Origin of the sequence: Mycobacterium lehmannii (assembly GCF_002245535.1) — a bacterium.
Classification (GTDB): Bacteria; Actinomycetota; Actinomycetes; order Mycobacteriales; family Mycobacteriaceae; genus Mycobacterium; species Mycobacterium lehmannii.
The window spans coordinates 21,015-47,469 of the sequence record NZ_NKCN01000018.1 but is presented as its reverse complement, the minus strand read 5'-3'; the positions used below and the strand labels follow the sequence as shown (position 1 = coordinate 47,469).

General features: G+C 67.5%; 24 protein-coding genes and 1 riboswitch. Of the genes, 20 read left to right on the top strand and 4 right to left on the bottom strand.

Translation table 11 applies throughout. The features are described 5' to 3' along the window. Nucleotides 1-26: 26 nt before the first annotated feature. Together CEX87_RS18900 and CEX87_RS18895 are read left to right on the top strand one after the other, a co-directional pair. Entirely contained in the window at nucleotides 27-1,445 is a 1,419-nt protein-coding gene (locus CEX87_RS18900) for an NAD(P)/FAD-dependent oxidoreductase (RefSeq protein WP_067394843.1), read from the top strand. 185 nt (nucleotides 1,446-1,630) lie between these two features. After that, nucleotides 1,631-2,326 (top strand): Rv1815 family serine proteinase, encoded by a 696-nt coding sequence (locus tag CEX87_RS18895; RefSeq protein WP_064418517.1) that lies wholly within the window; start codon nucleotides 1,631-1,633, stop codon nucleotides 2,324-2,326. Here the strand turns inward: CEX87_RS18895 and CEX87_RS18890 are convergent. Next, nucleotides 2,323-2,766 carry a nitroreductase/quinone reductase family protein gene (locus CEX87_RS18890; protein WP_064425177.1) on the bottom strand — a complete coding sequence of 148 codons (444 nt, stop codon included), beginning with the start codon at nucleotides 2,764-2,766 and terminating at the stop codon, nucleotides 2,323-2,325. The genes CEX87_RS18895 and CEX87_RS18890 overlap by 4 nt on opposite strands. A 102-nt stretch (nucleotides 2,767-2,868) precedes the next feature. Between CEX87_RS18890 and CEX87_RS18885 the strand changes: the two genes are divergently transcribed. From CEX87_RS18885 to CEX87_RS18865, 5 genes are read left to right on the top strand one after another with little or no spacing between them, the layout of a single operon-like run. After that, nucleotides 2,869-3,555: a TetR/AcrR family transcriptional regulator gene (locus tag CEX87_RS18885; protein WP_064393690.1), complete on the top strand. Its 687-nt coding sequence runs from the start codon at nucleotides 2,869-2,871 to the stop codon at nucleotides 3,553-3,555. Between the two features lie 31 nt (nucleotides 3,556-3,586). Continuing rightward, nucleotides 3,587-3,925, top strand: a complete 339-nt coding sequence (locus CEX87_RS18880; RefSeq protein WP_064393691.1) for an ArsR/SmtB family transcription factor — start codon at nucleotides 3,587-3,589, stop codon at nucleotides 3,923-3,925. Then, nucleotides 3,922-4,560: an SRPBCC family protein gene (locus CEX87_RS18875; RefSeq protein ID WP_094288636.1), complete on the top strand. Its 639-nt coding sequence runs from the start codon at nucleotides 3,922-3,924 to the stop codon at nucleotides 4,558-4,560. Before CEX87_RS18880 ends, CEX87_RS18875 begins: the two co-directional genes overlap by 4 nt. Nucleotides 4,561-4,610: 50 nt before the next feature. Beyond that, a complete protein-coding gene (locus tag CEX87_RS18870) occupies nucleotides 4,611-5,081 on the top strand; it encodes a VOC family protein (RefSeq protein ID WP_064393693.1) in 471 nt (156 codons plus the stop codon). Beyond that, a complete protein-coding gene (locus tag CEX87_RS18865; RefSeq protein WP_094288634.1) occupies nucleotides 5,078-6,583 on the top strand; it encodes an FAD-binding protein in 1,506 nt (501 codons plus the stop codon). Before CEX87_RS18870 ends, CEX87_RS18865 begins: the two co-directional genes overlap by 4 nt. Here CEX87_RS18865 and CEX87_RS18860 read toward each other — a convergent pair. Next, entirely contained in the window at nucleotides 6,580-8,493 is a 1,914-nt protein-coding gene (locus CEX87_RS18860) for an ABC transporter ATP-binding protein/permease (protein ID WP_064393695.1), read from the bottom strand. The genes CEX87_RS18865 and CEX87_RS18860 overlap by 4 nt on opposite strands. A 205-nt stretch (nucleotides 8,494-8,698) precedes the next feature. On the opposite strand from CEX87_RS18860, the gene CEX87_RS18855 reads away from it, so the two are divergent. The 13 genes from CEX87_RS18855 to gcvP all read left to right on the top strand — a co-directional run bounded on the left by CEX87_RS18855 (nucleotide 8,699) and on the right by gcvP (nucleotide 22,968). After that, nucleotides 8,699-10,345: an acetolactate synthase gene (locus CEX87_RS18855; protein ID WP_094288633.1), complete on the top strand. Its 1,647-nt coding sequence runs from the start codon at nucleotides 8,699-8,701 to the stop codon at nucleotides 10,343-10,345. Nucleotides 10,346-10,476: 131 nt separating this feature from the next. Continuing rightward, nucleotides 10,477-11,337 carry a GNAT family N-acetyltransferase gene (locus tag CEX87_RS18850; protein ID WP_067394834.1) on the top strand — a complete coding sequence of 287 codons (861 nt, stop codon included), beginning with the start codon at nucleotides 10,477-10,479 and terminating at the stop codon, nucleotides 11,335-11,337. Nucleotides 11,338-11,427: 90 nt separating this feature from the next. Next, nucleotides 11,428-13,752, top strand: a complete 2,325-nt coding sequence (gene secA2, locus CEX87_RS18845; RefSeq protein ID WP_094288631.1) for an accessory Sec system translocase SecA2 — start codon at nucleotides 11,428-11,430, stop codon at nucleotides 13,750-13,752. Between the two features lie 9 nt (nucleotides 13,753-13,761). Next, a complete protein-coding gene (locus CEX87_RS18840; protein ID WP_064393699.1) occupies nucleotides 13,762-14,388 on the top strand; it encodes a CDP-alcohol phosphatidyltransferase family protein in 627 nt (208 codons plus the stop codon). Beyond that, nucleotides 14,385-15,302 carry a DUF881 domain-containing protein gene (locus CEX87_RS18835; RefSeq protein ID WP_064393700.1) on the top strand — a complete coding sequence of 306 codons (918 nt, stop codon included), beginning with the start codon at nucleotides 14,385-14,387 and terminating at the stop codon, nucleotides 15,300-15,302. Before CEX87_RS18840 ends, CEX87_RS18835 begins: the two co-directional genes overlap by 4 nt. Nucleotides 15,303-15,323: 21 nt before the next feature. Next, nucleotides 15,324-15,656: a small basic family protein gene (locus tag CEX87_RS18830; protein ID WP_064393701.1), complete on the top strand. Its 333-nt coding sequence runs from the start codon at nucleotides 15,324-15,326 to the stop codon at nucleotides 15,654-15,656. 15 nt (nucleotides 15,657-15,671) lie between these two features. After that, nucleotides 15,672-16,523, top strand: a complete 852-nt coding sequence (locus CEX87_RS18825; RefSeq protein WP_094288629.1) for a DUF881 domain-containing protein — start codon at nucleotides 15,672-15,674, stop codon at nucleotides 16,521-16,523. A gap of 47 nt (nucleotides 16,524-16,570) precedes the next feature. Next, complete coding sequence (gene gcvH / locus CEX87_RS18820) at nucleotides 16,571-16,966, top strand: glycine cleavage system protein GcvH (protein ID WP_064393703.1); 396 nt, start codon at nucleotides 16,571-16,573, stop codon at nucleotides 16,964-16,966. Nucleotides 16,967-17,098: 132 nt separating this feature from the next. Next, nucleotides 17,099-17,578 (top strand): glycogen accumulation regulator GarA, encoded by a 480-nt coding sequence (gene garA / locus CEX87_RS18815; RefSeq protein ID WP_064393704.1) that lies wholly within the window; start codon nucleotides 17,099-17,101, stop codon nucleotides 17,576-17,578. Nucleotides 17,579-17,609: 31 nt separating this feature from the next. Further along, nucleotides 17,610-18,359: a transcriptional regulator FtsR gene (gene ftsR, locus CEX87_RS18810; RefSeq protein ID WP_067394799.1), complete on the top strand. Its 750-nt coding sequence runs from the start codon at nucleotides 17,610-17,612 to the stop codon at nucleotides 18,357-18,359. A 60-nt stretch (nucleotides 18,360-18,419) separates the two neighbouring features. Continuing rightward, nucleotides 18,420-18,914, top strand: coding sequence for a bifunctional nuclease family protein (locus CEX87_RS18805; RefSeq protein ID WP_059098552.1), 495 nt, complete (start codon nucleotides 18,420-18,422; stop codon nucleotides 18,912-18,914). A 223-nt stretch (nucleotides 18,915-19,137) separates the two neighbouring features. After that, complete coding sequence (locus CEX87_RS18800; protein WP_064418507.1) at nucleotides 19,138-19,773, top strand: MerR family transcriptional regulator; 636 nt, start codon at nucleotides 19,138-19,140, stop codon at nucleotides 19,771-19,773. A 66-nt stretch (nucleotides 19,774-19,839) separates the two neighbouring features. Further along, a riboswitch (glycine riboswitch) is annotated at nucleotides 19,840-19,938 on the top strand. A 183-nt stretch (nucleotides 19,939-20,121) separates the two neighbouring features. Further along, entirely contained in the window at nucleotides 20,122-22,968 is a 2,847-nt protein-coding gene (gene gcvP, locus CEX87_RS18795; protein WP_094288627.1) for an aminomethyl-transferring glycine dehydrogenase, read from the top strand. A gap of 80 nt (nucleotides 22,969-23,048) precedes the next feature. Here gcvP and CEX87_RS18790 read toward each other — a convergent pair whose 3' ends face one another. Beyond that, nucleotides 23,049-24,254: an IS30 family transposase gene (locus CEX87_RS18790; RefSeq protein ID WP_094288625.1), complete on the bottom strand. Its 1,206-nt coding sequence runs from the start codon at nucleotides 24,252-24,254 to the stop codon at nucleotides 23,049-23,051. A gap of 120 nt (nucleotides 24,255-24,374) precedes the next feature. Beyond that, nucleotides 24,375-26,423 (bottom strand): substrate-binding domain-containing protein, encoded by a 2,049-nt coding sequence (locus CEX87_RS18785; RefSeq protein WP_094288624.1) that lies wholly within the window; start codon nucleotides 26,421-26,423, stop codon nucleotides 24,375-24,377. Nucleotides 26,424-26,455 lie beyond the last annotated feature (32 nt).

Below are 26,455 nucleotides of genomic sequence, written 5' to 3'. Positions count from 1 at the left end.
CCTCTGCGCGCCGTAGTCTGCGCTGTGTGAAAACCGTCTTCGACGCCCCGGTCGACGCCGGTCTGGTCGAACGTTCGCTGGCGACAAGCACGTTGGGCTCGATGTGGCTGGACGAGCGCGTCGGCCCGCCGCGGCCGCAGTTCCCCGCCCTGACGAAGCCGGTCACCTGTGACCTGATCGTCGTCGGGGGCGGATACACCGGCTTGTGGACCGCGCTGCACGCCGCGCGACGCGACCCCGGTCAGCGCATCGTGCTCATCGAGGCCAACCGGGTGGGCTGGGCGGCCTCGGGCCGCAATGGAGGCTTCGTCGAGGCCAGCCTGACGCACGGTGCTGCGAACGGAAAGGCACGCTGGCCCAACGAATTCGACGTTCTCGAAGACATGGGCTTGGACAATCTCGACGGTATGCAGGGCGAGATCGCCGAGCTGGGCCTCGACACCGACTGGCAGCGCACCGGCACGCTGACGGTGGCCACCGAACCCCATCAGGTCGAGTGGTTGCGCCAGGCCGCGGCCGACGGCGAGGGGGAGTTCCTCGACACCACCCAGGTTCGCGACGAGGTGGCCTCACCGACCTACCTTGCCGGCCTGATCGACGCACAAACCTGCGCGATCGTGCACCCGGCCAAGCTGGTGTTCGAGCTCGCCAGGGCATGCGAGAACGCGGGCGTGCGTATCTACGAGCACACCAACGCCGCCCGGCTGGATTCCGGTGGCGTCGGGTTGCGCGTGCAGACCGGTCAGGCCGTCGTCACCGCCCGGCAAGCGGTGCTCGCGACCAACGCCTATCCGAGCCTGCTCAAGCGCAACCGGCTGTACACAGTGCCCGTGTACGACTACGTACTGGCCACCGAACCGCTCACCGACAACCAGCTGGGCCGCATCGGCTGGCGCGGCAGGCAGGGAATCGACGACTGCGCCAACCAGTTCCACTACTACCGCCTGACCGCGGACAACCGGATCGTCTGGGGCGGGTACGACGCCGTCTACCACTTCGGGCGCAAAGTGCGGCCCCGCTACGAGAACCGGCCCGCGAGCTACCGCCGGCTGGCCGAGCACTTCTTTCTGACCTTCCCACAACTTCACGACGTCCGATTCAGTCATCGGTGGGCCGGCGCGATCGACACCAACACCCGGTTCTGCGCGCACTGGGGACTGGCCAGGGACGGCCGCGTCGCATACGTCAACGGCTTCACCGGACTGGGCGTTGGCGCTTCCCGGTTCGCCGCCGACGTGTGCCTGGACCTGCTCGAGGGCAGACCCACCCCGCGCACCGAACTGCAGATGGTGCGCGAGCGCCCGCTGCCGTTCCCTCCTGAGCCGCTGGCCAGCGTCGGCATCCAGGCGACCCGGTGGTCACTCGACCGCGCCGACCACGCCGCCGGACGCCGGAACGCCTATCTGCGGACACTGGATGCGTTAGGCCTCGGTTTCGATTCGTAGCTGTCCCGTGCCGAAACCGCGGCCGGGGCGTAACGTCTCTGTGACCTTCACCGATGGGCAAGTGACGGGACCATCGTCGAGTGGTTGCTCCTGGTCGGGCGGTGATTGTCAGCTCTCCCGACCCGGTAGGCGGCTCGCAACGCGCCGGTTCCGAACCTTTATCGGCTCGACGAGCGGAGACGAGAGTGCGCCGACATTCGCTACGGGTACTGGCGGCGCTGGCCGCCCCGATCACTGCGGTCGCGCTGATGTCGGCGCCCGCGCAGGCCAACCCGGGCGTCCTCGTCTACCCCGGCATGGAGATCCGCCAGGACAACAACGTTTGCACGCTGGGTTATGTCGATCCGGCGACCCGCATCGCATTCACCGCAGGCCATTGCCGAGGCAGTGGGCCGGTGCGCGACCGCAACGGCAATCTCATCGGGATGCAGACGGTGTACCGCGACAACACCCCCAACGGTGCGACCGTCGACACCAATCACCAGATCGCCGATTGGGAGGCGATCGCGCTCGCACCCGACGTCGCGGTCAACAACGTGCTGCCGGGCGGCAAGGTGCTGGTGGCCGACCCCGGTGTCGTGCCGACGGCCGGGCAGCCGGTGTGCCACTTCGGCGTGGTCACCGGTGAGAGCTGCGGCAACGTCGAGGCTGTCAACAACGGCTGGTTCACGATGGCCAACGGTGTGGTCAGCCAGAAGGGCGACTCGGGCGGCCCGGTGTACGTGATCACCCCCGACAACCGGGCGGTGCTGATCGGCATGTTCAACAGCACCTGGGGCACGTACCCGGCCGCGGTGTCCTGGCAGACGGCGAGCCAGCAGGCCAGCGAGGCCGTCATCTCGGCCGCATCCGCCAACGTCGGCTCCGTATCCCTGCCCTAACGCACGAGCTCGAACACCGGAATCGACGGCGCCGCAGCGCGCAACTCCTCCGGTGAGGACGTCGGCGTCAGGCCGCCGACGTGTCCCTTGACCTCCCAGAACCAGCGGTCGAGGTAGCGGCTGAGCAGCTCGGGCTTGACCTCGTCGGGCACCTCGGCGATCCGCACCTCGCGGCGGCGCCACCGGGGACCGACGTCGACGACGCCGGCCGCCCTTGCGTTGCGGGCCCACTGGGTGTGACCGCGCGGGGAGACGAGGTAGTCGCGACCGCCGACCGTGAGCACGTTGACCACCACGCTTCGGCGCTTGCCCGTCTTGCGGCCTCGCACCGAGAGCGCCTTCGTCCCGGCGACACTGACACCGGCCTCAGCCAGCCAGCGGAAGACGTGGTTGACGACGCGGGCGGCCCGCGTCGGTTTGTCGTAGCGCGTTGTAGTCACAGGGGACCTCCTCAATCAGAGAGCGGTGCTCTCGTACTCAGAGTGCCACCTCGCGACGCCGAATTCAAGAGCACTGATCTCGCTTTGTGTCACACTCGGCACATGGGCAAACGGGCCGAGAGCCGGCAGCGGATCGAGGCGCAGATCATCGAGTTGGGTCGGCGTCACCTCGTGACCGACGGCGCGGCCGGGCTCTCGGTCAGGGCGATCGCCCGCGACCTCGGCATGGTGTCGTCAGCCGTGTACCGCTACGTGTCCAGCCGCGACGACCTGCTGACGCTGCTGCTGGTCGATGCATATTCCGAACTCGCCGATCACGTCGACCACGCCCGCGGCGAAGGCGCACCGTGGCACGAGCAGTTACGCGCGATGGCGCACGCCGCACGCGGATGGGCGGTCGACCGACCCGCCTCGTGGGCGCTGCTCTACGGCACCCCGGTTCCCGGATACCAGGCGCCCCGAGAACGCACCGTGGGCCCGGGAACCCGCGTCGTGGGCGCCTTGTTCGACGTGGTCGACGCCGGTATCGCCGCCGGCGACATCCCCTCGTCGAAATCGGTTGTCGACGAACCGTTGTCGTCGGATTTCGAGGCGTTGCGCGTCGAGTTCGACTTCGGGGGCGACGACGGTGCGATCGCCAGGAGCTTCCTGGCATGGGCGGCACTGGTCGGTGCGATCAGCCTCGAGGTGTTCGGCCAGTACGGGCCCGACACGCTGACCGATCCCGCGGCGCTCTTCGATCTGCAGATCGGCCTGCTGATCGACGCACTGCAATCGGATAAGTATTGACTTATATAAGTAGAGGCTTTAATTTGTAGGGGTGCACGCGTTCGACGTCCTCGGCGATCCGGTGCGCCGCCGGATCCTCGAGCTGTTGGCCGACGGCGAGCAGCCCGCAGGAGCCATCGCCGAGACCATCGGCGACGAGTTCGCGATCACCCAGCCCGCGGTCTCGCAACATCTCAAAGTGTTGCGCGACAACGGGTTCACTTCGGTGCGGCCGGACGGTCAGCGCCGTCTCTACGCGGTCAACGGGGCAGCGCTGCGCGACGCCGACGAGTGGCTCGCCGGCTTTCGGCGGTTCTGGTCACCGAAGCTCGATGCGCTCGGCACCGAGATCGCGCGCGGTAAGCGACAACGACGAAAGAAGGCAACATGACCGAGATCGACGTGGACCACCAGATCAGTGCCGTCGCACGCACGGTCGGGAAACGCACGATCGACGCGGGCGAGGCACACGTCGTCACCATCAAGCAGACCTACGACACCGATCAGGCGGATCTGTGGGATGCCGTGACCAACATCGAGCGCATCCCGCGGTGGTTGATGCCGATCTCGGGCGATCTGAAGGTCGGTGGCAGCTATCAGTTGCACGGCAACGCCGGCGGAACAATCCTGACGTGCGACCCGCCGAAGAGCTTCACCGCCACCTGGGAGTACGGCGGCAACACCAGTTGGATCGAGGTCAGCGTCGGCGACCAGGGCGCGGACCGGGCACAGTTGGTCATCGAGCACATCGCCGTCGTCGGCGACGAGATGTCGCTGCAGTTCGGCCCCGGCGCCGTGGGCATCGGCTGGGACTCGATGGTGCTCGGGTTGGCGCTGCATCTGTCCACCGGGGAGGCGGTCGACCCGGAGTTCGGGGAACAGTGGGTCACCACCGCCGAGGGTCGACGCTTTCTGGCGTTGTCCAATGACGCCTGGCACGAGGCGAACATCGCCTCCGGCGCCGAGCCCGCCGCCGCGCGGGCAGCCGCCGACCGGTGCCTGAAGGCGTACTACGGCGAGGCCTGAACTAGAACACGTTCTAGCCAAGTGAGCAGCCCGCGGATATTCTCGACGCGATGCTTGCCCAGACACCTGTCCAGATCGCGTGGGTGACGCGGGACCTCGAGGCCACCGAGAGCGCGCTCACCTCGATGTTGGGCGCCAAGAAGTGGGTGCGCATGCCCGGCGTCCACTTCGCCCAGGAGGCGTGCACGTATCGCGGCGAGCCCGCCGATTTCGTGGCCGACATCTCGCTGAGCTATGCAGGCGACATGCAGCTCGAACTGATCGCACCGGTCTCCGGGCGCAACATCTACTCCGACTTCCTCGATACCGCGGGCCCCGGCATGCACCACATCTGCATCGAGGTCGACGACGTGGAAGCGGCACTGGCCGAACGGAAAGCCGAGGCGGTGCAGCGCGGCGTGATGCCCGGCGGCATGGAGTTCGCCTACATCGCCGCCGCCGGCGTGCCGTACCTGGAGATCGCCCACATCCCCGACGAGATCAGGGCATTCTTCGACTACATCAAACAGGAGCAGCAGTGAGCACCATTGAAATTCCCGACACCGTCGACGCCGCCGATGTCGCGTCGTGGTCCGACGAATTCGATGTCGTGGTGGTCGGATTCGGTATCGCAGGCGGGTGTGCAGCGGTCAGCGCCGCCGCTGCGGGCGCTCGGGTGCTGGTGCTGGAGAAGGCCGCCGACGCCGGCGGGACCAGCTCGCTGGCCGGCGGACACTTCTATCTGGGTGGCGGGACCGCGGTGCAGCAGGCCACCGGTCATGAGGACAGCGCCGACGAGATGTACTCCTACTTGGTCGCGGTGTCGCGTGATCCGGAGCTCGACAAGATCCGCGCCTACTGCGACGGCAGCGTCGAACACTTCAACTGGTTGGAGGACTTGGGTTTTCAGTTCGAGCGCAGCTACTACCCGGGCAAGGTGGTGGTGCCGCCGGGCACGGAGGGCCTCTCGTATACGGGCAACGAGAAGGTGTGGCCGTTCTGCGAACAGGCCAAACCGGCACCGCGCGGCCATTCGGTGCCGGTGCCCGGTGAGCTCGGGGGAGCCGCGATGGTCATCGACTTGTTGGTCAAGCGCGCCACCGAGCTCGGTGTGCAGATCCGCTACGAGACCGGGGTGACCAACCTGGTCGTCGACGACGGGTCGGTGGCCGGCGTGCGTTGGAAGCACTTCGGCGAGACGGGCGCGATCAAGGCGAAGGCGGTGATCATCGCCGCGGGCGGATTCGCGATGAACCCCGAGATGGTCGCCGAGCTCACGCCGGCGCTCGGCCAGAAGCGCAAGACCAAGCACCATGGCGAGGTGGAGCCCTACATCCTGGGCAATCCGAACGACGACGGCCTGGGCATCCGGATGGGCATCTCGGCGGGCGGCGTCGCCAAGAACATGGATCAGCTGTTCATCACCGCCGCGGCGTATCCGCCGGAGATCCTGCTCACCGGTGTGATAGTCAACAAGTACGGCCACCGCTTCGTCGCCGAGGACTCATACCATTCGCGCACTTCGGCTTTCGTGCTCAAACAGCCTGAGCAGACGGCCTATCTCGTCGTCGACGAGGCCCACATGGAGATGCCCGAGATGCCGCTGATCAAGTTCATCGACGGTTGGGAGACCGTGGAGGAAATGGAAGCGGCGCTGGGTATTCCGCAGGGCAACCTGGTCGCGACCCTGAATCGGTACAACGAATTCGCCGCTCGCGGTGAGGATCCCGACTTCCACAAACAACCCGACTACGTCGCACCCCAGGACACCGGCCCGTTCGCGGCGTTCGACCTGTCGCTGGGGCGCGCGATGTACTCGGGGTTCACCATGGGCGGGCTTGCGGTGTCGATCGACGGAGAGGTCCTGCGCGAGGACGGCTCCGCCGTCTCAGGCCTCTATGCGGCGGGAGCGTGCGCGTCCAACATCGCCCAGGACGGCAAGGGCTACGCCAGCGGAACCCAACTCGGCGAAGGGTCGTTCTTCGGGCGGCGGGCGGGTGAGCACGCAGCCAGGCGCGCGGGCGCACACGCTGTGGCGCGTTAGACCTTCGCCGGTTCGTCACCCTCGACGCGACCCAGTCGCCAGTCGCCGTCGCCCAGCAGCTCGAGTTCGTGGGTGTGGTGCTGTTCGACCGTGCTGCGGTGGCTCACGCTGACCAGGATGGTGTCGGGCAGTTCGGTGCGAACCAACTGATAGAGCATGAACTCCAGGCCCTCGTCCAGGGCCGACGTGGACTCGTCGAGGAACACGGCCTTGGGTTTGGTCAACAGGATCCTGGCGAACGCGATCCGTTGCTGTTCGCCGGGGGAGAGCACCTTGGCCCAGTCGTCGACCTCGTCGAGGCGGTCCGCCAGATGCGGCAGCGCCACCTTGTGCAGCGTGTGTTTCAACGTCCTGTCATCGATCTCGCCGACTTCGTTGGGGTAGCTGACCACGGTGCGTAGATCGCCCAGCGGCACATACGGCATCTGCGAGAGGAACATCGTCTCGTTGGGCCCACACGGGCGAGTCAGTCGGCCCGAGGTGAACGGCCACAGCTGCGCAAGGCTGCGCAGCAGGGTGGTCTTGCCGCTGCCCGACTTACCGGTGACCACCAACGAGTCACCGACCTCCAGTCGCATGTCGAGCGGTCTGATCAGTTGTCGGCCATCGGGAGTGCGGACTTCGACGGCGGAGAGTTCGACGGTGCCGTCCACGCACGGCGCGGTGGTCAGTTCGGGCAGCGCCCGGCCCTCCTCGTTGGCGACCACCAGGCCGTGCAGCCGGATGATCGCCGCCCGGTAACCGGCGAACTGGTCGTAGACGTTGCGGAAGAACGACAGGCCGGCCTCGATGTTGCCGAACGCCGCCGCGGTCTGGCTCATCGCGCCGAGCGTGATCTCACCGGTGAAGAACCGGGGGAACTGCAGCAGATAGGGCGGCACGACGATGATCTGGTCCATCGACAGGTTCCAGCCGTAGAAGCCCATCATGCGGTTGATATAGCGCTTGTAGTTACTGACCACCGGCGCGAACAGCCGCCGCAGCCCTGATCTTTCGGCGATCTCGCCGCGGTAGAAGGCGACCGCCTCGGACGCGTCGCGCAGGCGCACCAGCGCATAGCGGAAGGCGGCGTTGAACTTCTCGTTGTAGAACGACAGCCAGATGATCGGCCTGCCGATCCAGAACGCGAAGACCGAAGCCAGCAGCACGTACGCCAACAGGATCCAGAACATCGCCCGCGGCACGTCGCCGATGAACGGCAGCGTGAGCGTCCCCGACAGGTTCCATAGGATCGCGGTGAAGGAGACCATCGAGACGATCGCACTGATCGCGCCGAACAGCAGCGTGGCCGTCGAGGTGTTGTTGGGTGTGTTCGGCAGGCCGCCGACGCCGGCGGTGAAGATGTCGATGTCGTACTGGATACGCTGGTCGGGGTTGTCGATGGTGTCGTCGATGAATCGGCCGCGGTAGTAGGCCTTATCGTCCAACCAGTCACTGGTGAGCCGGTCGGTGAGCCAGACCCGCCAGGCCAACATGAACCGCTGGGTCAAGAAGAGGTCGAGCATGATCCGCGCGACGTGGATGACGGCCAGGATCGCGAAGATCATCATCGACAACCAGAACCCGTCCCTGCCGGAGTTCCGGATGGCGTCGTCGCCGGTGCCCAGGCCGGACGCCACCACCTGGAAGCTGGTCATCATGTCGTTGCCCTGGAAGGTGAACAGCACCGTCAGGCGGACCCCGATGATCACCGAGAGCAGCAGCGTGCCCAGCCACAGCCAGATCCTGACGCTCTCCGGACCCTTGAAGTAGTCGCCGGTGATGCGCCAGAACTGACGGCCCCACTCGGTGAACTTCGCGATGAGCACCAAGACGATCAGAGTGCACACCGCGGTGATCGCCCAGGCCCGGGCGATCCACACCAGCGATATCCACAGTTCACTGCCCCAGTCCAGCGTCGGGGTGAACATTCCCTCATTCACTCCGGCAAGGTACCGCGACAACCCTTGTGCGACCGTCCAAAGGGTCGCGCCGGGCCGACGCGTCGCTCAGCCTCACCTTCGCCGATAGCACCGCCGATTTCTGCGCCAGGGCTGTGGAACGGCCGCATCCGCGACCCTCCTGCAGAAGTCGGCGACGGTCCTTACCGGTGATCCGCCTGCGTAAGCTGCCGACATGAGCAGCGACGCTCCGGTCACCGTGAACGCAGGGCATCTGGTCGCGCGGCGGTTGCGGGCGAGCGGGATCGACACGGTGTTCACGCTTTCCGGCGGGCACCTGTTCTCGATCTACGACGGTTGCCGGGCGGAGGACATCCGGTTGGTCGACACCCGCCACGAGCAGACCGCCGCGTTCGCCGCCGAGGGCTGGTCCAAGGTGACCCGGGTACCGGGTGTCGCGGCGTTGACGGCCGGGCCCGGCGTCACCAACGGCATGAGCGCGATGGCCGCCGCGCAGCAGAACCAGTCACCGCTGGTGATCCTCGGCGGTCGCGCGCCAGCCATGCGGTGGGGGCAGGGCAGCCTGCAGGAAATCGACCACGTCCCGTTCGTCGCGCCGTTGACCCGCTTCGCCGCGACCGCCCAGGCGCCGGATGCCGTTGCGGGACTGGTCGATGACGCGTTGCGCGCCGCGGCCGGGACGGCGGGCGGGCCCTCGGGTGTGTCGTTCGTCGACTTTCCGATGGACCACGTGTTCAGCGAGGCCGCGGACGCCGGCGCGCCAGGAGCGCTGAGTCAACCGACTCCGGTGGTGCAGGCCGACGGCGACGCCGTGGGCGCTGCGCTGGGCCTGCTCGCCGAGGCGCAACGGCCGGTCATCATGGCCGGGACCAACGTCTGGTGGGGTCATGCCGAGACGGCGCTGCTGAATCTGGCCGAGGCGCTGCGCATTCCGGTGCTGATGAACGGGATGGCCCGCGGCGCGGTCCCCGCCGACCACCAGCTCGCGTTCTCCCGGGCGCGGTCAAAGGCGTTGAAGCAGGCAGATGTTGCGCTGGTGATCGGCGTGCCGATGGACTTTCGTCTGGGCTTCGGTGGTGTGTTCGGCGCGGACACCGTGCTGATCGCCGTCGACCGTTGCCCCCCGGATCGACCGCAGCCTCGACCGGTCGCCGCCGGCCTGTACGGCGACATCAGCGCCACGTTGTCCGCCCTGTCGGCGGCCGGCGCCAACGATCACGAAGCCTGGATCGCCGACCTGCGTGCCACCGAGACCGCGATGCGTGCCTCCGAGGCCGATGAACTGTGCGACGACCGCACGCCGCTGCACCCCATGCGCGTGTACGCCGAGATCAGCGCCATGCTCGACCGCGACGCTATCGTGGTGGTCGACGCAGGCGACTTCGGCTCCTATGCCGGCCGCGTCATCGACAGCTACGTGCCCGGCGCCTGGCTCGACAGCGGCCCGTTCGGCTGCCTGGGTTCCGGACCGGGCTACGCCCTGGCCGCCAAGCTGGCCCGGCCCGATCGCCAGGTGATCCTGCTCCAGGGCGACGGGGCGTTCGGGTTCTCGGGCATGGAGTGGGATACGTTGGTGCGTCACGGGATTCAGGTCGTTTCGGTGATCGGCAACAACGGTGTCTGGGCGCTGGAGAAGCATCCGATGGAGGCGATCTACGGGTATTCGGTGGTGGCCGACCTGCGGCCGGGCACCCGGTACGACGAGGTCGTGACCGCGCTCGGCGGATACGGCGATTTGGTGTCGACACCGGCCGAACTGCGCCCCGCCCTCGAGCGCGCCTTCTCCTCGACGCTGCCCGCGGTGGTGAATGTGCTGACCGATCCGACGGTGGCCTACCCCCGTCGCTCCAACCTGGCCTAGCCCTAATTTCCGCGAGCGCGCGTGTCTGCCCACCGCACGCCGCCAAATCTCAGCACTTTGCGCACCCTCACACCGCAGCGAACGCGACGAAAATCGCTCGACCCGTTCGGCGTTCGGGCCATGCTGAACTGATGGAGGTGCACATTCACAATTCCGCCGACGAGTTCCGCGCAATCGCCGAACCGGTGTACCGGCGCGACCCGGTCGCCAACACCGTCGAGCTGACGGTCCTTGCCGCGGCGATCCCCGACGACACACTGCTGATGTCGGTGTGGCAGAACTCGGACGTCGTCGCTGTCGCAATGCAAACACCGTCATACCCGTTGGTGTGCAACGGTATTCCGATAGATTGCGCCGACGTCGTCGCCCGCGGTCTCCTCCAGAGGCGACCCGATCTGACCGGGGTGCGCGGGCTCCGTCAGGTCGCCGTCGCAATCGCCGACGCCTGGCAGTCGCACGGCGGGCATCCCGGCACCGTCACGCTCGAAGAGCGGCTCTACCGACTGGGGACCCTGCAGCCGCCGACCGGCGTTGCCGGAGCGCCGCGATGGGCCGACGAGACCGATCGCGCCCTCCTGACCGACTGGATGGAGCGCTTTTTCGGCGAGACGTTCGGCCACCCCCGCGACGACGCCGCGAGGGCTCGCTTCGTCGACGCCGCCGCCGTCCGGGGCGGCCGGTTTCTGATGTGGGACGTCGACGGCACACCGGTCAGCACGGCACTGCTGCATGCGCCGGTGGCGGGGGTGTCGCGCATCGGTCCGGTGTTCACACCGGCGGCGCACCGGGCCCATGGCTACGGCTCGGCCCTCACCGCCGCGGCCTCCCAGTCCTCGCTGGAGCGCGCCGACGCGGCGGTGGTGCTGTTCACCGATCGTGCCAACCCGACCTCGAACGCGATCTATCGAAAGATCGGCTTCGAGCCGGTGTGCGATTTCGCGCGCATCGACTTCCGCACGGTCGACCGACCCTGTGGGCTCACACGTGAGTAGGGGACGTGCGCAGACAGCCGCCGAAACACGGCGCGTCGCGAAGCGGGCACGTGCGCTCACGGCCAGGAGCGCAGCGCGTACGGTAGCGGTGTGGCAAAGACGAAGACCCGCACTTCAGGTCGTGTCAGCAATAGGTTCTGGAAGTTGCTCGGCGCCAGTACCGACCGGAGCCAGGCGCAATCGATGGCGCAGGTGCGCAGCTCGGCGGACTTCGACGAGAAGGCCGCGGCGCTCGACGACGAGAAGTTGGCCAAGGCCGCCAAGTTGCTCAACCTCGATGACCTCGCCGAGTCGAGCGACGTGCCGCAGTTTCTGGCGATAGCCCGCGAGGCCGCCGAGCGCAAAACTTCGCTGCGGCCATTCGATGTTCAGCTTCTGGGTGCCCTGCGCATGCTCGCGGGCGACGTGGTCGAGATGGCGACCGGTGAAGGCAAAACGCTCTCGGGTGCGATCGCGGCGGCCGGTTACGCCCTGGGCGGTCGCAGCGTGCACGTCATCACGATCAACGACTACCTCGCGCGCCGCGACGCCGAATGGATGGGCCCGCTTCTGGAGGCGCTGGGCCTGACCGTCGGCTGGATCACCGAGAGTTCGACGGCCGAGGAGCGCCGCTCGGCCTACCAGTGCGACGTCACCTACGCCTCGGTGAACGAGATCGGGTTCGACGTGCTGCGCGACCAGTTGGTCACCGACGTCGCCGATCTGGTCTCGCCGAACCCCGACGTCGCGCTGATCGACGAGGCCGACTCGGTGTTGGTCGACGAGGCGTTGGTCCCGCTGGTGCTGGCCGGCACCACCCACCGCGAGACCCCCAAGGTCGACATCATCCGCATGGTCGGCGAACTCACTCCCGGCGTGGACTACGACACCGACACCGACAGCCGCAACGTCCATCTCACCGAGATCGGTGCCCAGAAGATGGAGGCCAAGCTCGGCGGCATCGACCTGTACTCCGAGGAGCACGTCTCCGGCACGCTGACCGAGATCAACGTGGCGCTGCACGCCCACGTCCTGTTGCAACGCGACGTGCACTACATCGTCCGCGACGACGCCGTACACCTGATCAACGCCTCGCGCGGTCGCATCGCGCAGCTGCAGCGCTGGCCCGACGGCCTGCAGGCCGCGGTCGAGGCCAAGGAGGGCATCGAGACCACCGAAACCGGCGAGGTACTCGACACCATCACGGTCCAGGCGCTGGTGAACCGGTACGCGACGGTGTGCGGTATGACCGGCACCGCGCTGGCGGCCGGCGAACAGCTGCGCCAGTTCTACAAGCTCGGCGTGTCACCGATCGAACCGAACAAGCCGAACATCCGCGAGGACGAGCCCGACCGGGTGTACGTCACCGCGGCCGCCAAGAACGACGCGGTCGTCGAGCACATCAAGGAGGTTCACCAGACCCGGCAGCCGGTGCTCGTCGGCACGCGCGACGTCGCGGAATCCGAAGAGCTGCACGAGAAACTGGTCAAGGCCGGTGTTCCCGCAGTCGTGCTGAACGCCAAGAACGACGCCGAGGAGGCCGCGGTGATCGCCGAGGCCGGCACGCTGGGCAGCGTCACCGTGTCCACGCAGATGGCAGGCCGGGGTACCGACATCAGGCTCGGGGGCTCAGACGAGGCCGACCACGATGAGGTCGCCGAACTCGGCGGGCTGCACGTCATCGGTACCGGCCGCCACCACACCGAGCGGTTGGACAACCAGTTGCGCGGCCGCGCCGGGCGCCAGGGCGATCCCGGCTCGTCGGTGTTCTTCTCCAGCTGGGAAGACGACGTCGTCGTCGCGCATCTCGAACCCAACAAGCTGCCGATGGAGACCGACGAGGACGGCCGCGTCGTCAGCCCCAAGGCCGCCAGCCTGCTCGACCACGCACAGCGCGTCGCCGAAGGCCGGATGCTGGATATCCACGCCACCAACTGGCGCTACAACCAGCTGATCGCCCAGCAGCGCGCGATCATCGTAGAGCGACGAAACACCTTGCTGCGCACACCCACAGCGCGCGAGGAGCTCGCCGAGCTGTCGCCGAAACGCTACGAGGAGGTCGTCGAACGGCTCGGTGAGGAGAAGCTGGAGACGATCTGCCGGCTGATCATGCTGTACCACCTCGACCGCGGCTGGGCCGACCACCTGGCATACCTGGCCGACATCCGCGAGAGCATCCATTTGCGGGCGCTGGGCAACCAGACCCCGATCGACGAGTTCCACCGCATGGCCGTCGACGCGTTCGCATCGCTGGCCGCCGACGCGATAGAGGCGGCCCAGCAGACGTTCGAAACCGCGCCGTCGATCGAGGACGAGCCGGGCGTGGACCTGTCGAAGCTGGCCCGGCCGACCTCGACGTGGACGTACATGGTGCACGACAACCCACTGGCCGACGACTCGCTCTCGGCGCTGAGCCTGCCGGGCGTGTTCCGCTAGGTTTAGCCCATGACCGAGGCGCATGGCCAGGTGCCTTCGCCGCCGGAGGGGGCGGGTCAGGCCCGCGACCGGGTGCTCACCGTGCCCAACGTGCTCAGCGCGGTGCGACTGGTGCTGGTGCCGGTCTTCCTGTGGCTGCTGCTCGTGGTGCATGCCAACGCCTGGGCGGTGGCCGTGCTGATGTTCAGCGGGTTCTCCGACTGGGCCGACGGCAAGATCGCCCGGCTGGTCGACAACCAGTCATCGCGGCTGGGGGAGCTGCTCGATCCCGCCGTGGACCGCATCTACATGCTGACGGTCCCGATCGCCATGGGGCTGCACGGGTCGCTGCCGTGGTGGATTGTGCTCACCTTGATCGGGCGCGACGCCGTGCTGGCCGCGACGCTGCCGCTGCTGCGCAGCCGTGGCCTGACCGCGCTGCCGGTCACCTACATCGGCAAGGCCGCCACGTTCGCGTTGATGTCGGGTCTGCCGCTGATCCTGTTGGGGCAGTGGGACGCCACGTGGAGCCGGGTGGTGCTGGCCATCGGGTGGGGCTTTCTGATCTGGGGCCTGCTGATGTACCTGTGGTCAGCGGTGCTCTACCTGATCCAGGTGGGCATGGTGATGCGCCAACTGCCGAAGGTGTCGCGATGACGCAGAGTTTCCGCAACACCCTCGGCGGCTATGACCCGGAGTCGGGCCGCAACGCTCACGAGGCGAACCGGCCGACCAAGATTCCGGTGCCGTCGCTGCTGCGGTCGCTGTTGACCGATCACCTCGATCCGGGGTACGCCGCGGCCGCCGAGGCGAAGGCCGCCGGCCGCGAGCGGCCGAGGTGGCAGCAGTGGGCCTGGCAGCTGGCGGGTGCCTTGCTGCTGGTGGTGGTGTTCGCCGCCGCGGTGGCCCAGGCGCGCGCGACCGCACCCGGTGTCCAGGAGACGCAGCATGTGCTTGCGGGCAGCGTGCGGACGGCGCAGGCCGACACCACCGCGGCCGCCGAGCGCCGGGACACGCTGGCGGCCGAGGTCGACGACGAACGCCGCAGGCGCCTGGAGGGCGACGCACGGGGCCAGCAGTTGCTCAGCCGCCTCGACGAGGCGAGCTTCGCCGCCGCGGCCACGCCCGTGATCGGGCCCGGGCTGACGATCACCGTCACCGACCCGGGCGCGTCGTCGGCCAACCTGAGCGACGTCTCCAAAGAACGGGTCCCGGGCAGCAGGCAGGTGATTCTCGACCGCGACCTGCAACTGGTCGTCAACTCGTTGTGGGTCAGCGGCGCCGAAGCGCTGTCGGTCGGCGGCGTGCGGATCGGCCCCAATGTCACTATCCGACAGGCGGGCGGCGGCATCCTGGTCGACAATCAACCGATCAGCAGCCCTTATGTCGTCCTCGCGATCGGACCGCCGCACGCGATGCAGGAGGTATTCGACCGCAGCCCGGGCCTGCAGCGGCTGCGGCTGCTGGAGGCCTCCTACGGTGTCGGGGTGAGCGTGAGTACCGGCGACGGGCTGAAGCTGCCCGCGGGCTCGGTTCGAGAATTGAACTTCGCCAAGCAGATTGGGCAATGACACGAACATGAAGTCAGACACATGATCGGAATCGCCGCACTGATCGCGGGAGTGGTGCTCGGCCTGGTGTTCCACCCCGACGTGCCCGAGTTCGTCCAGCCCTACCTGCCGATCGCGGTGGTCGCCGCGCTCGACGCGGTTTTCGGCGGCCTGCGCGCGTACCTCGAGCGCATCTTCGACTCGAAGGTGTTCGTGGTGTCGTTCGTGTTCAACGTGTTGGTCGCCGCGCTGATCGTCTACCTCGGCGACCAGTTGGGGGTCGGCACGCAGTTGTCGACGGCGATCATCGTCGTGCTCGGAATCCGGATCTTCGGCAACGCAGCCGCTTTGCGCCGCAGGTTGTTCGGCGCGTGATGACGAGGCATGCCCATGAATGAGCACACACCGCAGCATTCCCTACCCGATGACAACGACGACCGTCGCGCCGGCGGCGGCCGCCACGAACTGCCGACCGACGAGCCGTCTCGGGAGATCGGCGACCTGCGCGCGGGCGGAATCGGCGGGGTGATGCGGAGGGGCCGCTCCCAGGTGGTGTTCGGGGCGCTGGCCGTGGTGCTGTGCGTACTGCTCGGTGTGGCGATCGTGACCCAGGTTCGGCAGAACGAGTCCGGTGACTCGCTCGAGACCGCCCGGCCCGCTGACCTGTTGGTGCTGCTGGACTCGCTGCAACAGCGGGAGGCTGCGTTGAACACCGAGGTGAACGATCTGCAGCGCACCCTGGCGCAATTGCAGGCGTCCGGCAGCAGCGACCAGGCCGCCATCGAGAACGCCCAGGCCCGTCTGGCCGCGCTGTCCATCCTGATCGGCACGGTTCCCGCGACCGGGCCTGGTGTGACGTTGACGATCACCGACACCGCGCCCGGCGTGCCCGCCGAAACGCTGCTCGACGTGATCAACGAACTGCGCAACGCAGGCGCCGAGGCAATGGAGATCCGGGGTGGGGGAACCGACGCGCAGACCGCGGTGCGCGTCGGCGTCGACACCTGGGTCGTCGGCAACCCGGGCGCGCTGGTGATCGACGACGTCACCATGAGCCCGCCGTATTCGGTTCTGGCCATTGGCGATCCGCCCACCCTGGCCGCCGCCATGACCATTCCCGGTGGCGCCATGGACAGCGTCGAACGGGTCGGCGGCAGCATGGCTGTGCAGCAGTCCGACCGCGTCGACGTGACCGCCTTGCGGCAACCGAAACAGCGCCAATACGCTCAGCCAGTCAAATGAGGGTCAGTTGCCAACCCGGGCCGAACCGCTGAACAACGAGGAGCGCCGTGAGCGAAATCCCAGCCGACCTGCACTACACCGAAGAACACGAGTGGGTGTTGCGTACCGGCGACGACACCGTGCGCGTCGGTATCACCGATTACGCCCAGTCGGCGCTCGGTGACGTGGTGTTCGTCCAGCTGCCCGACGTCGGTGCCGAGGTGACTGCCGGCGAGTCGTTCGGCGAGGTGGAGTCCACCAAGTCGGTGTCGGACCTGTACGCCCCCGTCACCGCGAAAGTCGTTGCGGTCAACGGTGATCTCGAGGGGAGTCCCCAGCTCGTGAACTCCGATCCCTACGGGGAGGGTTGGCTGGTCGAGCTGCAGGCCGACCCCGCCGCCCTGGAGCAGGGGCTGGGCACGCTGCTGGACGCCGACGGCTACCGCAGCACAGTGAGCGAGTGACGGGTTGTTAGGGTTTTGCAGACCGGACGCCAACTAGGGCGGATCCGGCGGTGGTGGGCACAATCGCGCTCGCCGCGCGGTACGGTCGACATCAGACGCGGTATCGCCACAGCAGCCAGTTAGGAGCAGCGGGTGACGGAAAACGACCAGAACTCTGGGACCGACCAGACGTCTGACGAAGTCACCGTGGAAACGACGTCCGTCTTCCGCGCCGACTTCCTCAATGAACTGGACGCCCCGGCCACGGCTGGCACCGAGGGCGCCGTTTCGGGCGTCGAAGGTCTGCCCGCCGGATCGGCGCTGCTGGTCGTCAAGCGCGGGCCGAACGCGGGATCGCGGTTCCTGCTCGACCAGCCCACCACGTCGGCCGGTCGGCATCCCGACAGCGACATCTTCCTCGACGACGTCACGGTGAGCCGCAGGCATGCCGAGTTCCGCCTCGAAAGCGGTGAGTTCCAGGTGGTCGACGTCGGCAGCCTCAACGGCACCTACGTCAACCGCGAACCGGTGGACTCGGCGGTGCTGGCCAACGGCGACGAGGTGCAGATCGGGAAGTTCCGCCTGGTGTTTCTCACCGGCCCGAAGAACGACGACAGCGGTCAGGCCGGCTAGTGGTCGACCAACGCATGCGCGAAGAGTAACCATGGGCGCACCCGACACTCCCGCGCTCACTGGGATGTCGATCGGAGCGGTCCTCGATCTGCTACGACCGGACTTCCCGGACGTGACCATTTCCAAGATCCGGTTCCTGGAGGCCGAAGGCCTGGTCACCCCCGAGCGCACCGCGTCGGGTTACCGGCGGTTCACCGCCTACGACTGCGCACGTCTACGGTTCATCCTCACCGCCCAGCGCGACCAGTACCTGCCGCTGAAGGTGATCAAGGCACAGCTCGACGCACAGCCCGACGGCGAGCTGCCCCAGAACGGATCGGCATACGGCGTACCGCGTTTGGTTCCGGTGTCCTCAGACGGCACAGAGGGCACCGACGCTCCCGGGGGTGCGGCGGCGGTGGCCCCGACGCAGGTGCGCCTGTCGCGGGAGGATCTGCTGGCCCGCTCAGGCGTCGGAGAAGAACTGCTGGGCGCGCTCGTCAAGGCCGGCGTCATCACGCCCGGACGAGGCGGATTCTTCGACGAGCATTCCGTGGTGATCGCCCAGTGCGCCCGCGCTCTGGAGGACTACGGTGTCGAGCCCCGGCACCTGCGGGCGTTCCGGTCGGCGGCCGATCGGCAGTCCGATCTGATCGCCCAGATCGCAGGGCCTATCGTCAAGGCCAACAAGGCAGGCGCCCGCGACCGGGCCGACGATCTGGCACGTGAAGTGGCGGCCTTGGCGATCACATTGCACACATCGTTGATCAAGTCGGCTGTGCGCGACGTACTGGATCGCTGAGGATTAGACTCGAAGCGATGGCTATGAAGCTCGCTTCTTCGGTGCGGAGGGCAGACGCAGATGGGTGAGGTTCGTGTGGTCGGCATTCGCGTGGAGCAGCCGCAGAACCAGCCGGTCCTGCTGCTGAGGGAGTCCAACGGCGACCGGTATCTGCCCATCTGGATCGGCCAGTCGGAGGCCGCCGCGATCGCGCTCGAACAGCAGGGGGTCGAGCCGGCCCGGCCGCTGACACACGATCTGATCCGAGATGTCATTGCCGCGCTTGGCCATTCGCTCAAAGAGGTGCGCATCGTCGACCTGCAGGAGGGCACCTTCTACGCCGACCTGATCTTCGACCGCGACATCAAGGTGTCGGCGCGTCCGTCGGATTCCGTGGCGATCGCGCTGCGGGTCGGGGTGCCGATCTACGTCGAGGAAGCGGTGCTGGCGGAGGCCGGGCTGATCATTCCCGACGAGAACGACGACGAAGCGGCGGGCGCAGTGCGCGAGGACGAGGTCGAGAAGTTCAAGGAGTTTTTGGATTCGGTCTCTCCGGACGACTTCAAGGCCACCTAGAGGCGGCCGTCGTCCTGCGGGTTTGTCACGGAAACGTCTCGTCCCCTCGACACGCGGTACCGGGTTTCCCCGTCGGCGAATCGGGCAGCCATACTTTGGGGGCCGGACCACTGATGGGCAGTCCGCGGACGGCGAGAAGCGTATGCTCGACACACTCGGGCTTGGCAAATGTGTGCCCACGTAGGTCACAGAGGCGGGTTCGATCGGCGAGAGGAATCTGGAAGTGGGAGACACGCCACGTCAGGAGCAGCTGGACCTCACCGCTGCTAGCGGCCCCGCGGATTCGGAACTGACCACCACTCCGGAGCCGGCCGGAGAACCCGTCCAGGCCGGGCTGTTCCCCGACAACTCCGTTCCCGACGAGCTCGTCGGCTACCGCGGCCCCAGCGCCTGCCAGATCGCCGGCATCACCTACCGCCAGCTCGACTACTGGGCTCGGACGTCGCTGGTCGTACCGTCCATCCGAAGCGCGGCAGGCTCCGGCAGCCAGCGGCTGTACTCGTTCAAGGACATCCTGGTCCTCAAGATCGTCAAACGCCTGCTCGATACCGGTATCTCGCTGCACAACATCCGCGTCGCCGTCGACCACCTGCGCCAGCGCGGGGTTCGCGATCTGGCCAACATCACGCTGTTCTCCGACGGCACCACGGTCTACGAGTGCACGTCGGCCGAAGAGGTCGTCGACCTTCTGCAGGGCGGTCAAGGCGTGTTCGGCATCGCGGTTTCGGGTGCGATGCGGGAGTTGACCGGCGCTATCGCCGATTTCCCCGGTGAGCGCGCCGACGGGGGCGAGTCGATCGCGGCTCCCGAGGACGAGTTGGCCTCGCGGCGCAAGCACCGCGACCGCAAGATCGGCTGACATTTCGGGCCACGCACCCGCTCGCTGCCGAGGCCAGCGCCTCTGACGGTAAACTCGTGAACGCATCGCGCTTGTGCGGGAGAGTTTCGTGGCGGCCAGTCACGGACGCCGAAGGAGCAACACCTCTCCGTCAACCTCTCAGGCACCCAGGACCGCACGAGACCCCGATGCCTCTGGAAAGCGGTGAGCTCTCCGGTCGGGTCCGCCCGGCCGCCCTCGCCCGCCCATGGGGAAAGGCGAATCTCGCACCGTCGTGATCGCCGAATCTCTCAGGCGCCCGCACCGGGTCGACGACAGAGGGGGAGGAACCCAGCGGTCCTCTGCCTGAACGCGTCTGGAGTAGCCCGAGTGTTCGATCACCATCAGCCCAATTTCGCCGACCGCCACATCGGACCGGATGCCGACGCCGTCGCCACCATGCTCGAGACGATCGGCGTCTCCTCACTCGACGAACTCGCCGAGAAGGCGCTGCCATCGGGCATCCTCGACCCGCTGTCGGCCGACGGTTTGGCCCCGGGACTCGACCGGCTACCCGCGGCCGCCTCCGAGGACGAGGCGCTGGCCGAACTGCGCACGCTCGCCGACACGAACACCGTGGCCGTGTCGATGATCGGCCAGGGCTACTACGACACGCTGACCCCACCGGTGTTGCGCCGCAACATCCTTGAAAACCCCGCCTGGTACACCGCCTACACCCCGTACCAGCCGGAGATCAGCCAGGGCCGCCTCGAGGCGCTGCTCAACTTCCAGACGATGGTGACCGATCTGACCGGCCTCGAGGTCGCCAACGCGTCCATGCTCGACGAGGGCACGGCGGCCGCCGAGGCGATGACGCTGATGCACCGCGCAGTGCGCGGACCGTCGAACCGGCTGGCCGTCGACGCCGACCTGTTCCGCCAGAGCGCCGCGGTGCTGGCCACCCGCGCCGAACCGCTCGGCATCGAGATCGTCACCGCCGATCTGACCCGGGGACTGCCCGACGGCGACTTCTTCGGCGTCATCGCTCAACTGCCGGGGGCCAGCGGCGCCGTCGTGGACTGGAGTGATCTCGTCGCCCAAGCCCATGACCGCGGCGCTTTGGTCGCGATCGGTGCGGATCTGCTGGCGTTGACGCTGCTCACCCCGCCCGGTGAGATCGGCGCCGACGTCGCGTTCGGAAGCACCCAGAGGTTCGGTGTGCCAATGGGTTTCGGTGGACCCCATGCCGGATATCTGGCCGTGCACGCCAAGCACGCGCGCCAGCTGCCGGGCCGCCTTGTCGGGGTGTCGCTCGACGCCGACGGCGCGCCGGCGTACCGGCTGGCGTTGCAGACCCGCGAACAGCACATCCGCCGCGACAAGGCCACCAGCAACATCTGCACCGCGCAGGTGCTGCTCGCGGTGATGGCCGCGATGTACGTCAGCTACCACGGCGCCGACGGCCTGACCGGGATCGCCGATCGGGTGCACCAGCGGGCGCGCGCGGTGGCGGCCGGGTTGACGGCAGCAGGGGTTGAGGTCGTACACCGCGAGTTCTTCGACACCGTGCTGGCCAAGGTGCCCGGCCGGGCGGCGGCGGTGTGCGAGACGGCCAAGGCGCGCGGCATCAACGTCTGGCTGGTCGACGACGACCACGTCTCGGTGTCCTGTGACGAGGCGACCACCGCCGCGCATGTCGAGGCGGTGCTGTCGGCCTTCTCGGCGACGCCGGTCGATTCGGAGTTCGACGGCCCCGGAATCGCCACGCGCACCTCGGAGTTCCTCACCCATCCGGCGTTCACGCGGTATCGCACCGAAACCGAGATGATGCGTTACCTGCGGTCGTTGGCCGACAAGGATATCGCCTTGGACCGCAGCATGATTCCGCTCGGATCGTGCACGATGAAGCTCAATGCGGCCGCCGAGATGGAGCCGATCACCTGGCCGGAGTTCGCGCGCCAGCATCCGTTCGCACCCGCATCCGACACCCCGGGGCTGCGGAAGCTGATCGCCGACCTGGAGCAGTGGCTGATCGACATCACCGGATACGACGCGGTGTCGCTACAGCCCAACGCGGGCTCGCAGGGCGAGTACGCCGGCCTGCTGGCGATCCAGGCCTATCACGCCGAGCGCGGTGAGCCCGACCGCAACGTCTGCCTCATCCCGTCCAGCGCGCACGGCACCAATGCGGCCTCGGCTGCGCTGGCGGGCATGCGTGTCGTGGTGGTGGCGTGCCGACCCAACGGCGACGTCGACCTCGACGATCTGCGCGCAAAGGTGAGCGAGCACGCGGATCGACTGTCGGCGTTGATGATCACCTACCCGTCGACGCACGGGGTGTACGAGCACGACATCGCCGACATCTGCGCGGCGGTCCACGACGCGGGCGGTCAGGTGTACGTCGACGGCGCCAACCTCAACGCGCTCGTCGGCCTGGCCCGGCCCGGCCGGTTCGGCGGCGACGTGAGCCACCTCAACCTGCACAAGACGTTCTGCATTCCGCACGGCGGCGGCGGCCCCGGCGTCGGCCCGGTCGCGGTGCGCGCGCACCTGGCGCCGTTCCTGCCCGGCCATCCGCTCGCCGAGGAGTTGCCGGATGCGTACACGGTGTCGGCGGCGCCGTACGGGTCGGCGTCGATCCTGCCGATCAGCTGGGCCTACATCCGGATGATGGGCGCAGCCGGATTGCGTGCCGCCTCGCTGACCGCCATCGCGTCGGCCAACTACATCGCGCGCCGCCTCGACGAGTACTACCCGGTGCTCTACACCGGCGAGAACGGCATGGTCGCCCACGAGTGCATCCTCGACCTGCGTACCATCACCAAGCAGACCGGCGTGACCGTCGACGATGTGGCAAAACGATTGGCGGACTACGGTTTCCACGCGCCGACGATGAGCTTCCCCGTGGCGGGCACGCTGATGGTCGAACCCACCGAGAGCGAGAGTATCGCCGAGGTCGACGCGTTCTGCGAGGCGATGATCGCGATCCGCTCGGAGATCGACAAGGTGGGCGACGGCACCTGGCCCGCCGAGGACAACCCGCTGCGCAACGCACCGCACACCGCGGAGTCCCTGCTGGTCGACGATTGGAAGCACACCTACACCCGCGAGCAGGCGGCCTATCCGCTGGGCAAGAACTACCGCCCGAAGGTGTGGCCGCCGGTGCGTCGCATCGACGGTGCGTACGGCGACCGCAACCTGGTCTGCTCGTGCCCGCCCATCGAGGCGTTCGCGTAACCACTCAACTGCCCGCCGAACGTGGGTTACCCGCACGCCAGAGTGGTCTGAAGTCAAGTGGTTGGTGCAACACTCGGGGTTCATGCTGCTGGTTGGGTGATGAGTGCGTTGAGGCGGTCGGCGGGGGTGTCGAGGTTCAGGGTGGGTCGTGGCCGCGTGTTGAGGGTGTCTTGGATGCGTTGGAGGTCGCTTTTGGAATGCACGCGCAGGTCGGTGCCCTTCTCGAACCAGAACCGCAGTAGCCGGTTGGTGTTCTCGTTGCTGCCGCGCTGCCAGGGTGAGTGGGGATCGCAGAAGTAGACCGGGGCCTGTAGTTGCAGGCTGATGTCTTGCCAGCCGGCCATCTCTGAGCCGCGGTCCCAGGTGATGGTGCGGCGCAGATGGGCCGGCAGCTCGCTCATCGCCGCGATCATCGCGGTGGCCACCGATTCGGCGGTGTGATCGTGGGGCAAGTGCAGCAAGATGGTGAACCGGGTGCTGCGCTCGACCAGCGTGCCGATCGCCGAACCGCTATGGGCACCGATGATCAGATCGCCTTCCCAGTGCCCGGGCACGGCCCGATCATCCACTTCCGGGGGACGCTTGCTGATGGTGATCACGTCCCTAAACGGTGAGCGTCGCGGGGCGGCATCGCGTGATTTACGTGCTGCACGTTTGGTTGAGAGCCGCTTGTGCAGATCAGCGCGCAGCTGCCCGCGGCCTTGGACGTAGAGGCACTTGTAGATGGTTTCGTGACTCACCCGCGCCAGCCTGTCATCGGGGTGATCGCGGGCCAACACGTCGGCGATCAGCTTGGGGCTCCACCCCTGGTCCATCCATATCTGGATCCGCGCGCACAACCTGGCGTCGTTGAGCTTGAACCCTTTGGGTCGCTTGGCGTTTTGCGCTGCACGGCTATGGGCCATGCGGGCGTGGTAGTCCCCGTCAGCATTACGGTTGCGGCGCTTTTCGCGCCACACAGTGCTGCGCTCACGCCCGATCTGCTCGGCGATGGCGGCGTCGCTGAGCCCGGCATCAAGACCACGCATGATCGCGATGCGCTCGTCCAAACTAAGGCGATGTCCTTTACCGCCTGGTCGATCAGGATCGCCCGGCTCAACGACGCCATGGCCAGCACGATTGTTACCCCTCAATAGCTGCATCGCTCCAGCTTGACGCCACCACAACGTCGCCGCAGTCGTTGACACACCCATCTCCCGGGCAGCTCGCTCGACCCCCACGCCCTGACACACCCGATCAAACAACTCCCGACGCGTCGACCGCGGATGCGGGTAACCACTCGGCATGTACAACCTCCAAATCCAAGGATGTTGCACTGACCGTATGAATCTGCCCGAGAAAAGTGTGCCGGTAACCCACGTTCGGCGACTAGGGGCGCGGCGTGTGAGTCGGGTGTTCGCCGGGCGCTAACCGAGGAAGTTCGCGATCGCCGCCGTCAGCTCCGGGGAGTCGGAGCTGGCGAGGTTCTGGTAGGTGCCGCCGCTGATGTCGGCAACGGCCTCCCAGGTCGCGCGATCGGAGTCCGACCCGAAGTCGATGACGTTGACGGCCACCGGCTTGGCATCGTCGAAGGCGCCGCGGATGTACTGCTGCAAGCCTTCTCCGTTGAGGGTCTGGTCGGTGTGCGGCCCGGTGGTGATCACCAGGACCGAATTCTCTTGTCCTTCACGGAAGTTCGCCATCGCTTCGGTGTAGACCAGCCGCAGCGTGGTGAACGAGACCGCACCCCCTCCGGAGGCGGACTGTTGGTCCAGTGCTGACGTCAACGCCGCCGAGCGGGACTGGCCGTCGACTTGGTCGCTCAACGGTCCGGTGCTCACCTCCGAACGGCCCGCGGTGCCGTCGAATGTCCACAGGCCCACCGCAGACGAGGCCGGCAACGCCTGCAACCGGGCGTTCAGCGCGGCAACGACGTTCTGCAGCCGAGACCGTCCGCCCTCATCGGTGGGCATCGACTGGTCGAGCATGATCGTCACCGCCGGGTTGGCCGCCGGGGCGGTCAGCGCGTTGGCCAGTTGCGCGCGTGTCTGGTCGTCGCCCACCGACATCGGAGCAGGCATCGGCCCGAAGTCCACGACGTCGCTGTCGGGCAGCGTTCCGCCTTCTGTGCGGAAACCGGCCTTGCCCAACTCCGCGAGCTGTTCGGGTTTGCGCATGAACCGGGCGAATTCGCTGGCAGCGCTCTTCTGTTCCTGCGACAGCCAATCGCCCGACACCAACACGGCCGGGTAATCGGCCACCGCCGCGGGACCGGGCGGCAACCATCCCGAGACCGCACCCGCTCCATTGGGCAGACCGGCGCTGCGCTGATACAACTGCTGTTCGGTGATGGCGACGGCGTGCACGGGAGCCGCCGCCGGATCGGATGCGTTGACCAGCGCGTCGAACGCGGTCGAGGTCTTCTTGTCCGGCAGCTGCGGTTGGCCCGCCACGACGGTGTTCACCGCGCGTATGCCCTCACTGGCGGGCGCACCGGCGGGCACCGACGCGGCCGCGATCGCTTCCGCGGCGAGATACGACGCATCGCTGTCGCCGCTCAGTGGCAGCGCCAGCCGCAGCGCGCCCCAGCCGGCCAGATTCAGCCCGTCCAATGAAGCCGGATTGCTCTGTAATGCCGGAATGGTCGACCAGTTCTGTTGCGCCAGAGCGTTCTTCAACTCCGGCCGAACGGCCAGCACCACCGGCGACGTGGCCAGTGACCGGCTGTCGATGATCGCCTGTGCACCCGACGAAGCCTCGAGCCGCGCCGCCGAGACCGAGCTGCCCGGCACCCACAATGCGGGACGATCGCCCAACTCTTTAGGCCACGCCTCGGTGAAACCGTTGACCACCTGGTCGGATTCGGCCGGTTTGACGCCGACCTTCACGCATTTGTCGGCCACCGGGGCGGCGGTCTCGTTGTACCGGTTGGCCAGCGACTGGATCGGCTCGGCAATGTTCGGGTCGACCACCACCGCGACGGACAGCTCACCGTCGACGCACCGCGCGGCGGCCTGATCGGTGCGGTCGGACAAGGCGTCACCGAAGAATCGCCACAGGATGACCGCGCCGACGAGCACCACGACCGCGACCAGGGCAGCGATGACGCCGACGCTGACACCACGCCTGCCCGGGGTGACCGCGCGATGGCTACCGGTCCACTCGCCGCCCTCCCACTCACCGCTGTGCGCCGGGCCCGAGCGCGGCGGGACTCCCGGCGGGGGAGTCGATGCGCCGGTCTCGGGCTCCGAGTAGTTGCGTTCGAAATCCGAGTAACCGGGGTCTTCCGGACCATCCGCATAATCGGGACGGTCGACGTCGCCGTACTCGGAGCCATAGCCCGCGTCATAGCTCCCGGGTCCCGGTTCCGGACGGTCGCCAAGATAACCGAAGCGTTCGGTCTCCGAGTCGTCGTGACGATCGCCGAACTCCCCGCCTGCCGAATCTTCGGGATCCGGTTTACTGTGCCTGCCCACTTCCGCCCTCTACTTGCGACGCCGACCGGTCA